Here is a 10,144-nt window from a genome sequence, read left to right as displayed (position 1 = left end):
GTAGTGGCGGTGGCGGCGGTAGTGGCGGTGGCGGCGGTAGTGGCGGTGGCGGCGGAGGATGCAACGCGGGCTACGCCTTCCTGGCCCTGCTGGGGCTCCTTCCGCTGGCCTTGAGGATGAAAAAACGATAATCGATAACGGATCGAATGCAGCTTGAAAACGGGGGGCCGATGTTCGGCCCCCCTTATGACATCGAGTCCGTTCCCGTGATGAACGCCCTGTTTCAGGACCTGACGGGCCGGGCCGTCGAGCACCTGAGCGAACGCAGTGCCCCCTGCCCCCTCTCGGAGGTCTCCCAAATCGTCCATGTCAACAAGTTTACCGCCCTGCGCAAGTTCCGCGCTCACACGGGCATGACGCCCCGCCAGTTCCAGATGCTGATCCGCATCCACCGCGCGATGGATATCCTGAAGGACCCTCAATGCACCATCGCCGAGGCGGGGAAGCTCTGCGGATTTCCCAACCCCAGCCACTTCGCGCGTGTGTTCCGCCGGAAAACCGGGCTCTCCCCCACCGAATACCGTCGAAAATTCCTCGGCGAAGCGTCCCGGACATCCAGGTTTTCCTCCTGAAAAGTCAATAACGGAACAGGAAAAGGGCAAGATCGGAACAGCATTTTTCAAAACAACGTGCTATCCTGACAGCACGCAGGCTCTCATTTCTGCAGGGAGGTGGGGGAAGTCTGCGCACGCCTCCCGGGAAGAGGAATGACCAAATGAGGGATGGGCGCCGCTGCGGGGGAAGGTGCTGTCACGGCGCCGGACTCGAGGAGCCTGGGAAAGACCGAAAAGGAAGGAAGTGTTGTTCGTCATGACAAAGCGTTTGAGGCAGTTCAAGGTTGCGTCGGTACTGTTTGTGTTGGCTCTGGCCGCCATCACGGCCATCATGTTTGCGGGTAAGCCGGCTTCGGCTGCTATCCCTCCTCCTATTCTGAAGACCGACTTCTTCATCAAATACACGGCTTCGACTTTGGAGTCGGGGGATGTAAGCGTCGAAGGGGAGACCGACCTCACGGTAAAGGGCTTTTCCGAGATGTTCCTCGGCGCGTTGGTCGATGTGGCGGGAACGAGCCAGGTTGGCTTCTTTATCGCCGCACCCAACGAGATACAGAAGGATTCCTCTGCCGGTCTCGACTACCAGGTGGGGCTCACCAACGACAAGGGAGCCTTCGGGTTCTCGGCCGGGACGAAACCGGGCGATACGGGAAAGCTTGTGCTGAAACTGGAGCGTGGGGGGACATCCTCTAAGTTCACTTTCAACGTCACCGCAAAGGATCCGGTCAGCGTGGACCTGAGCAAGGCGGCACTCGCCATCGATACCTCGACGGCTTCGGAGGATACGCTGACCTTGACGCTCAAAGGCAAGGCCGGAGCGGTCGACAAGGACCTCAAGGTCGCCGGCGTCACGTTCGATTTCGACCCCGCAAAACTGGACGCGGCCAAGCTCTCCCTCACCTGGGACGGCGCCGCCAACAAGATCCAGGCCAAAGCGCTGAATGCGGCCTACAGCGTCAAGGACGTTCCGGTGAAGGCCAAGGTGGACGTGACGTTTACCGGCGTGGACGGCCAGAACTGGCCCCTTTCCGAGGTCGTCAACTTCACGGTCACGTCCGGAAAAGCCTCTGGCGGCGGTGGGGGTAGCGGCGGTGGCGGCGGATGCAACGCAGGCTACGCCTTCCTGGCCCTGATGGGGCTCCTTCCGCTGGCCTCGAGGATGAAAAAACGATAATCGATAGCGGATCGAATGCAGCTTGAGAGCGGGGGGGCCGATATCCGGCCCCCTTCTCTTATTTTGAAGAGATCCCCGAAAAGGCACCCGATGCATCATCTCAAGCCATTCGAGGAATTGACAGGGGCCGGCGGTCAGCGCCTCCTTGGAATCGGAATCGAAGGTGGGGTAGAATGAAAGCGCCTGCCGGGAACTCAGCCTCTGCGGAGGCCGGGGGCGGGCGTTCCTGCAAAAGATTATGGGTGAGGGGGATTTTGCCGATGTTGGAATCGCAGGAGGCCGAACGGGCCGTGTCGAAGGTCCGGTCCGCCCTGGACGAGACCGGAGCTGAGGATATCGCGATCACGATGGCCGAGGGCACGATCTTTACGGTGGAGGATGCCGCCGGAACCCTGGGCGTTCCGCCAAGCGAGATCCTCAAGAGCCTGGTGTTTCTGGTGGACGGGAACCCCTGTCTGGTCCTGATGAGCGGGGTCAACAGGGTGGATGCGCGGGCGGTCGCTAAGGCCCTTGGTGGGAAGAGGTCCCGAATGGCCCCGCCCGATTTTGTGTTCGAGCATTTCGGCTTTCGGGTGGGCGGCGTGCCGCCCCTGGGATACCCCGAACGGCTTCCGGCCCTGCTCGACGAGGACCTGTTCCGCTATCCCGTCGTCTGGGCCGCCGCGGGGACGGACCACGCCTTCTTCCCCGTAGCCCCCGAGCGTCTGCTCGCCATGACCGGCGGGACGAGGACCGCGCTCAAAAAGGAGACCGCGGAACGGTGAGCCGTCTGCCGGGGGAGGGCGCGGAGGGGTTTCGGACCCTGCGCCGCTACGGACAGAACTTTCTGGTGGATCGCGGGGTGCTGGAGGATATCGTCCGCCGCGCCGCGATAGGGGAGGAGGATGTCATTCTGGAGATCGGCCCCGGCCAGGGGGTCCTGACCCGCGCCCTCTTGGAGCGCGGCTGCGCGCATCTCCACGCCGTGGAGCTCGACGAGCGGCTCAGGCCGCATCTGGAGGGCCTGGCCTCTCGGGAGCCGCGGCTGTCCCTCCACTGGGGCGACGCCCTGCGCATGGACTGCGGGGCCCTCTCCCCCTTCCCCCGAAAGGTGGTCGCGAACATCCCCTACAACATCACGACCCCCCTGATCTGGTCCCTGCTGCGCCTTGGGGCACGGGGGCTCCGTTACCATCTGTACATGGTCCAGAAGGAGGCGGCGGACCGCCTTACGGCGGCGGCGGACACGAAGGAACGCTACCCTCTGGGGGTGGCCCTGGAGGTGATGGGGGCGGTCGAACGGGTGCGGCGGGTCCCGCCCTCCTGTTTTCGCCCCAGGCCGAGGGTGGACTCCGAGGTGATCGAGATCGTGCTCTCCCGGAACTTTCACCTGATGGAGGACGGGCTGTGGAGCGGCCTGCTCCACAGGGCCTTCGCCCAGAGGCGGAAGACGCTCTTCAACAACCTCAAGGGCTTCGAGGGCCTCGAGGATTGGGAAGGGCGCCTGAGGGAGGCGGGCATCGACCCGCGGAGCCGGGCCGAGGACCTGGAGGGCGATGCCTGGCTGTCCCTCTACGGGACCCTCCGGACGAGCCTCGGCGGGAACGGCCGTGCGTCCTCCGGAGATGCCTGAGGGGCCCCCGTGTGGCCGATAAGGCTGTTCGCCGCCGTCCTGCTCCTGCCCTTGGCCGCCCTGGCGGCGCGGACCGCCGACGGAATCGCGCGCGTCGTCGTCGCCCGGCTCCGCGGAGCGCCCCCGCCGCCGGTCCGGGATGCGGCCGGTCTTGCCTCCCCCGATACGATTGGGCCGATGGGGAGTGATGCCTCCTTGTATCGGGCTGCCTCGCCGCTCTCCATATCGTTACTTTCCATCTCGTCGCTTTCCGGGGGCCTGGCCCTGGCGTCCTTCCTTTTTATCCCCCCTGGGCGTTTCCCGGCGGTACTCGGGACGGACATCGACATCATCCTGATCCCCACCCTTCTCCTTCTGAGCGGATGGGCCGGGACGGCGGGACGAAGAAGCCCTTGGGCCTCGCTTTGGGGCTGGGCCCTTCCCGTCGCGGCCGTTCTCGGCTCCGCGTCCTGGGTGGCCTGGCGCAAGGGGATGCCGGGGGCCCCTCTGGGGCTCGCGGTCTTCGTCACGAGGTCCGTCTGGTCGGTCGCGGAGGGGACTGTGAGGGCCCTGGGGCTCTCGGCCGTTGCGGCCGCTATGGCCCTCATACTGCCCCTCTTCAAGCTCGGGGACGACGAGGGCCCGGCCTCGGCTCGGGCCGCGGACTCCATGCGAGGGCTTGCCATGGCAGCCCTCGGGGTTTCGCTCTTCGCGCCCTTCTCGGCCCTGGATCTCTTCGAGAGGGGCGGTTTTCTCATGGCCGCCCTCGACCTTCCCCTTTTCTGGGGCAAGACCGTCCTGGTCCGGGCGGCCGCGGGGGCGTTTTTCGGGCGTCTCTCCCTCCGTCTCGGCCCCGAACGCGCCGCGCGGTTCTGCTTCGCATCCGCAGCGGGGCTGGCCCTGGCGGGCGGCCTGCTGGTCCTTACGGCATAGGCCCGGCGGAACCGGAACCGCCCGGGGACTCGGGGGGCTCGGAAAAGCGCCGCCACAGCCGGCGCAGCCGCGAGGCGATCCGTTCCTCATAGCCCAGGGACCCCGGGTGGTAGAACCTCCGCGGAACCTCCAGATACTTTTGGGGCAGCCAGTGGCGCGGGTCGTCGTGGGGGTAGAGGTAGCCGCTGCCGTCGGGCCTGAGGTGGTGGGGGACGGGCTGGAGTTCCCCCTTCTCGATGGCCCTCATGGCCCTGTCGACGGCGAGGTAGGCGCTGTTGCTCTTCGGGGCTGCCGCCAGGTAGATGACGGCCTCGGAGAGGATGATGCGGGCCTCCGGAAGGCCCGTCATGTCGGCGGCGTAGGAGGCCGCGGCCGCGATCTGAAGGGCGGCCGGGTCCGCCAGTCCGATGTCCTCCGCTGCCGATATCAGGATGCGGCGGCAGATGAAGCGGATGTCCTCACCCCCCTTGAGCAGACGGGAGAGCCAGTAGAGCGCGGCGTCGGGGTCCGAGCCCCGGATGCTCTTGATCAGGGCCGAGGCGATGGCGTAGTGGTCGTCGCCCGACCGGTCGAAGCGGATGTGTGCGCTCCCGGCGACCTGTTCGACGTGCCCCTCCGTCAGCTCGGTCCCACCCGAGGCCGCTGCGAAGGCCGCGGCGGCCTCGAGACGGGTCAGGGCCTGGCGGACGTCTCCCCCCGACGAGAGCGCGAGGGATCGGAGGACTGCATCCGACGCGTCGAGCTCCAGCCCCCCAAGGCCGCGTTCCCCGTCCCGCAGGGCCCGGCGCAGCAGGGGCAGCAGATCGTCCGCCTCCAGGGGATGGAGATCGAACACGATCATCCGGGAGAGCAGGGTCTTGTTGATCTCGTAGCGGGGGTTCTCCGTCGTCGTCCCGATCAGGATCAGGTCCCCTCTCTCCACGGAGGGCAAAAGCACGTTCTGCTGAGAGCTGTTGAAGTGGTAGAGCTCGTCCACGAACGCGACTGCGGAGGTTCCCCCGCTCATGGCCTTGAGGCGCTTGGCCTCCTCCACCAGGTCTCTCAGCTCCGCGACCTTCGCGGTGACGGCGTTGATCTCCAGGAGACTGCGCTCGGTACGCCCGGCGATCAGGCGCACGAGGGTGGTCTTGCCGACGCCCGGGGGCCCGTAGAGGATGCAGCTGGGCACCCGCCCCGCCTCGATGAGCGTCCGCAGCGGCGCGCCCGGCCCCATCAGATGCCTCTGCCCGCAGTACTCGTCGAGCATCCGGGGTCTCATGCGCTCGGCCAGGGGGACTTCAAACTCCTTCATGACGTGCCCTCATGACGGAAGGTCGCTGCCCGACATGCCGGACAGAAAGGCGTCCGGATCGGCGTCCGAGAGGTCGGGAACCGTGACGGACGACAGCCTCGCCGGTGCGGGGTCCGTTTCGGTCAGGACCCGCACGCAGGGCCAGCGCGGGACCAGGACCTCCCGCAGGACCTCCGGGAGGGGACGGTCGATCAGGCGGGGCGGAAGGCTCGAGTCCTCCCAGTCCTCCATTCGGAGCCGGGCATCCTTCGGGACGGACAGATAGACCGCGCCCCGCCGCGCCAATCGGAGGGCCTGGCGGAGCGCACCCGCCTCCGGCAGAATCCACAGGCGCCGGTTCACGGCGCGGAGGTAGTCCTCTCCTCTCTCCGCAGCGAGGCTGCGGTACTCCCATGGGACGAGAGGCGAGGGGGTCTTCAGGGCCGCCAGGAAACCGCGGAGCGTGGGGTAGGCCGCGTCGGCAAGGCCGCCCCACTCCACGTTGTCCCGTCCGGCCAGCACGCAGCGGACCGCCGCGCGCCGCGCGCCGAGCATGTCGTAGATGAAGTCCCCCACCATGACGCAGTCGTCCGGGGCGACACCCAGGCGTTCGGCCGCCAGGAACAGCGCCTCGGGCTCGGGCTTGACGGCGGGGTCCTCCCGGCTGAGCAGAACGGGAGGGAGCTCGATCCCGCACCGCTCAGCCGCCAGCAGGATGGAGTCCCGGCAGTTCCGCGAGACGACGGCCCAGGGTTTACCGCAGTCCCTCAGCCAGGCGATAAACTCGTGCGCGCCGGGGACCGGGGCGGCCCTGTCCGCCCCCTCCATCTCGACGCGCCGGATCTCGTCCCGGATCTCCTCCCGAACGGGGGATGGAAAGTTCTCCGCCGCCTCGATCAGGGGGACGATCCTGCCCCCGAAGTACCTCTGCCGCAGGGCGGAAAAATCCAGTTTCGTGTCGGCCAGGACCCCATCCCAGTCGAGTATGAAGGCCCCCTTGACCGCGGGGTGCCAGAAGGGCGGAGCGATTGTCTCGGGCATCGAAGCCGAACCCCTTTCTTGCCTCCGAGGATGGATGTCTGACGAATGCTTGATGGTCTGTACCGAATGTTCTATGTCTTTATGTCTGACGAATGATGTCTGACGAATGTCTTGTGAGCCGTGGGGGGCGGTCAACGAACGATCCTGGGGACGCCGCGCTTCCGGAACCATTCTTCGATGCGGTCCGCGATGTCCCCCTGGACCACGAGCGCGCCCTCCTCCGTGTGGGCGCCGGTGCCCAGCGCCCTGCGCAGCTCCCGTGCCAGCGCCTCGAGCTGTGCCTCCGTCGGCGCCGGTGTGGGCAGGACGCGCGTCACCCACTTGCCGCCACGGCCCGCCCGTGTCCTCTGGAGGACGATGCGGGAAAATTGAGGAGGCAGGGCCGCGGGGGCCGGGAGTGCCTCATCGGCGGTATCGGCCGGACCGGGTTGCTGCGGCGGGTGTCCCATAAGCTCCCCCAGCGACAAGCCGAGCGGGCCGTCCTCCGCCGTGGTAGCGACGCGGCGTTTCGAGGCTTCGTCCCTCGTCTTTTTCGTGCTCAACTCCCAGCCTCCTTCGAGTGTTCCCGCTGCTTCCCCCGCGGCGCCGTCTTTGCTTCGGAGGTGCGGGAGGTCGGTGAATCCGTCCGATGGAGCCCTTGAGCGGCCGTCTCCCCGAGCGCCAGCGACGGGTCGGGGGTGAGGTCGGAGGGGCTGCGGACGCCGCGGTCCCAGGCGCTCCGTCCCGCCGCCGCGATCATCACGGCGTTGTCCGTGCACCGGCTGGGACGGGGGAGCCAGGCGGTCCATTGCCGTGCTTCCCGCGAGCCCGTCATCGCCGCGCGCAGGGCGCTGTTGGCGGCGACCCCACCCGACACGGCGACGCGTCGGATGCCCGTCCGCCGGACGGCCAGGCTCACCTTGGAGATCAGGGCGTCCGTCACCGCACGCCGGAAGGAGGCGCAGAGGTCGGGGAGGGGCGGCTCCCGGCCCTCCGACTCCAGCCGCTTCACCTGCCATAACAAAGCCGTCTTCAGCCCGCTGAAGCTGAACTCGATCTCCTTCGTCTGCTTGAGCGGTACGGGAAAATCGAAGGCGTGGGGATTCCCCTCCCGCGCCAGACGGTCTATCTCCGGCCCGCCGGGGTAGGGGAGCCCCATCACCCGCGCGGCCTTGTCGTAGGCCTCGCCCGCGGCGTCGTCGCGCGTCCCCCCCAGCACCGTATAGCGCCCCAGGGCATCGACCCGTATAATCTCCGTGTGCCCTCCGGATACGATCAGGGACAGAAAGGGCGGACGCAGATCCTCCGTGTCGACCATGGGGGCGAAGAGGTGTCCCTCCAGATGGTTGACCCCGATCACGGGGACGTCCCACGCTTGGGAGAGCGCCCGGGCGGCCTGGACACCCACCATCAGGGACCCCATCAGCCCCGGCCCCCGGGTGACGGCGATCAGGCCCAGGTCCCTGCCCGATACGTTCGCCGTCTCCAGGATGGCGTCGACGAGGGGCAACAGATTCTCCAGATGCTTGCGCGCCGCGAACTCCGGGACCACGCCGCCGAATCGGGAATGGTCCCGTATCTGGCTGGAGAGCAGCTCGGCAACGACGGTGCGCTCCCCACGGATCAGGGCGACGCCCGTGTCGTCGCAGCTCGTCTCGATGCCCAGCGTCAGCGCCTCCGCGTCGAGCGGCCCCGTGTTCATCTCGCGGGGGCCTCGAGCACGGCCCTGTCCGGCCCCATTGTAATCTCAACCCTGCTCCCGGGCTTGAGGGCGGGGACGCAGAGGAACAGGGTACCCTCCGTGCCGGGGGGCAGTTCTCCGGTGACGCGCAGGTCCCGATGCCCCAGCAGGTCCTCCGGGGCCACGCGATACCCCCCGACGGTCAGCCGCGTCGGGTCGAAGTCCCAGTTCTTCACGGCGCGGTAGTTCAGGGCCAGAATGTCGCGGCCCTTCATCCGCCGCTCCGCCTCCTTGTCCGCGGGGTAGTAGTAGCCCAGCCCCTTGACGACCCATTCGTGAACGTCCCGGTCCCGTTCCAGGCGTTTCCTCAGGGTCCGGGGCAGCCAGGTGACGTTCAGCTCGGCACGGGCGTTCAGGACGATGTCGTCCAGGAGCTGTGCGTCGATCCACAGCTGGACGGTCCGGGCCTCCAGCGTTTTTTTCCACTCGCCGGAGGCGCGTCCCCACGCGGGGGCGCAGAGCAGCAGACATGCCAGCAAGAGGACGGCGATTCCTTTGATGGTTTTCTTAAGTCCGTTCATGAAGACCTCCTTGAAATGCGTTGGTTTTCCCCCATGAGAATGAACGACGGATTGCAAGGATTGTATCAAAAAAGAAGGGGAAGAAAAGCTCAGTAAACCTCAATAAAGCTCACGAAAGCTCAGAAAAGCTCACTAAAGCCAAATCAAGCTCACAACTTGAAGTGAAATTGCAAAATGTGGGAAAGCGAATTTTCCATGACGGGATTCTGCGTCTGTTTGGCATCGGGGCGGGGCTCCCTTGAGATGTCCGTCAAGCGTTCTCCTTTCGTCGGCCAACGGCCTCGCGGATCCACAGCCACTCCTCGCAGCGCAGGGTCAGCGTCGCCGACGCGTAGGTCGCCGTCCCGGCGAGGATGACGCCAAGGCACCACAGCGCGCGGCGGCCAAGGGAGGCGGCCGGGGCGTAGGGCAGGAAATATCCGTACGCGGCCGTGACGAGGATCAGCAGGGCGAGCGAGGCTGCGATCCTGGACGTCCAGCATCCCGTGAGGACGCCCAGGGGACGCCCAAGCCTCCTGCGGACGTATCCCAGCCCCACCATGCCGGAGAGCGTGAAGGCGACGCTCGGGGCCAGCGCCAGCCCGGCGTAGCCCATCGGCATGAGGAACAGGGACAAAAGCGCGGTGGAGGCCACGCTGAACAGCGTGGTCGCGAAGGCGGCGCGCGGGAGGGACAGGGCGTAGAGCCCCCGCATGACGACGGTGGAGCAGGCCATGCCCGGCAGTCCCAGCATCCCGAGGCTCAGACATGTCGCGGTAGCCTCCCAGGCGCCCTCGCCGAATGCGCCCCGGACGAAGACCAGGTGCACGAAGGGTCGGGAGATCAGGATGAGCCCCGCCGAGGCCGGGAGCACGATGAAGAGCGTGAAGCGAAGCGCGTGCCGCAGCGTCTCGGCGAAGTCCTCCGGCTCTCGGGCCCGGGAGAGCTGGGGCAGCACGGCCTGCGAGACGGCGATGACGAACAGGCCCAGGGGGAGCTGGAGGATGCGGTTGGCGTAGTTCAGCACCGAGATGGTCCCCTCCTGGAGGAAGGAGCCCAGCATCCTGCTGATCACGGGGTTGACCTGGTTCAGGGAGAGGCCGGCGGCGTAGGGGAGGAACAGGGCCATCATCCGGCGCAGGTCGGGGTCCCCAAGGTTCGGACGCCCCGGCAGCAGAGGGGCGCCGAGGCGGAAGCCCCAGAGCCACTGGCTCACGAAGTGCACCGCCCCGCCGCAGAGCACGGCGGTGGACAGACCGTAGACGCCCCACCGGGCGGCGAGGAACGGTGCGGCGGCGATGAAGGTCAGGTTGCTGAGCGCGGGGGCCAGGGCGGGCATGAAGAAGGACCCCATGCTGTTC

11 protein-coding genes are annotated in these 10,144 nt (G+C 67.0%); 5 read left to right on the top strand and 6 right to left on the bottom strand.

The window, feature by feature from the left end:
- Positions 1-146: 146 nt before the first annotated feature.
- The 5 genes from ABLA28_RS08460 to ABLA28_RS08440 all read left to right on the top strand — a co-directional run bounded on the left by ABLA28_RS08460 (position 147) and on the right by ABLA28_RS08440 (position 4,252).
- Positions 147-572: a helix-turn-helix transcriptional regulator gene (locus tag ABLA28_RS08460; protein WP_347713284.1), complete on the top strand. Its 426-nt coding sequence runs from the start codon at positions 147-149 to the stop codon at positions 570-572.
- Positions 573-810: 238 nt separating this feature from the next.
- Positions 811-1,728 (top strand): hypothetical protein, encoded by a 918-nt coding sequence (locus tag ABLA28_RS08455; protein WP_347713283.1) that lies wholly within the window; start codon positions 811-813, stop codon positions 1,726-1,728.
- 260 nt (positions 1,729-1,988) lie between these two features.
- Positions 1,989-2,492 carry a YbaK/EbsC family protein gene (locus ABLA28_RS08450; RefSeq protein ID WP_347713282.1) on the top strand — a complete coding sequence of 168 codons (504 nt, stop codon included), beginning with the start codon at positions 1,989-1,991 and terminating at the stop codon, positions 2,490-2,492.
- Positions 2,489-3,340, top strand: coding sequence for a 16S rRNA (adenine(1518)-N(6)/adenine(1519)-N(6))-dimethyltransferase RsmA (gene rsmA / locus ABLA28_RS08445; protein WP_347713281.1), 852 nt, complete (start codon positions 2,489-2,491; stop codon positions 3,338-3,340). Before ABLA28_RS08450 ends, rsmA begins: the two co-directional genes overlap by 4 nt.
- Before the next feature lie 9 nt (positions 3,341-3,349).
- Positions 3,350-4,252, top strand: a complete 903-nt coding sequence (locus ABLA28_RS08440; protein WP_347713280.1) for a hypothetical protein — start codon at positions 3,350-3,352, stop codon at positions 4,250-4,252.
- On the opposite strand, the gene ABLA28_RS08435 is transcribed toward ABLA28_RS08440, so the two are convergent.
- From ABLA28_RS08435 to ABLA28_RS08410, 6 genes are all read right to left on the bottom strand, one after another.
- Positions 4,242-5,543 carry a replication-associated recombination protein A gene (locus tag ABLA28_RS08435; protein WP_347713279.1) on the bottom strand — a complete coding sequence of 434 codons (1,302 nt, stop codon included), beginning with the start codon at positions 5,541-5,543 and terminating at the stop codon, positions 4,242-4,244. The two genes, ABLA28_RS08440 and ABLA28_RS08435, sit on opposite strands and share 11 nt — an antisense overlap.
- Before the next feature lie 9 nt (positions 5,544-5,552).
- Positions 5,553-6,563: an HAD-IA family hydrolase gene (locus ABLA28_RS08430; protein ID WP_347713278.1), complete on the bottom strand. Its 1,011-nt coding sequence runs from the start codon at positions 6,561-6,563 to the stop codon at positions 5,553-5,555.
- A 131-nt stretch (positions 6,564-6,694) separates the two neighbouring features.
- Positions 6,695-7,105, bottom strand: coding sequence for a translation initiation factor (locus ABLA28_RS08425; protein WP_347713277.1), 411 nt, complete (start codon positions 7,103-7,105; stop codon positions 6,695-6,697).
- Positions 7,102-8,244 (bottom strand): tRNA (adenosine(37)-N6)-threonylcarbamoyltransferase complex transferase subunit TsaD, encoded by a 1,143-nt coding sequence (gene tsaD / locus ABLA28_RS08420; RefSeq protein WP_347713276.1) that lies wholly within the window; start codon positions 8,242-8,244, stop codon positions 7,102-7,104. Before tsaD ends, ABLA28_RS08425 begins: the two co-directional genes overlap by 4 nt.
- On the bottom strand, positions 8,241-8,804 hold the full coding sequence (locus tag ABLA28_RS08415; protein WP_347713275.1) for a hypothetical protein: 564 nt from the start codon (positions 8,802-8,804) through the stop codon (positions 8,241-8,243). Before ABLA28_RS08415 ends, tsaD begins: the two co-directional genes overlap by 4 nt.
- Before the next feature lie 250 nt (positions 8,805-9,054).
- Positions 9,055-10,144, bottom strand: a 1,090-nt coding sequence (locus tag ABLA28_RS08410) for a lipid II flippase MurJ (RefSeq protein ID WP_347713274.1), incomplete at its 5' end; no start/stop codon positions are given.

The sequence above is a fragment of the uncultured Fretibacterium sp. genome (assembly GCF_963544685.1).
Lineage (GTDB): Bacteria > Synergistota > Synergistia > Synergistales > Aminobacteriaceae > CAJPSE01.
The sequence above is the reverse complement of the archived record's forward strand: the minus strand, read 5'-3'. Positions and strand labels throughout refer to the sequence as shown.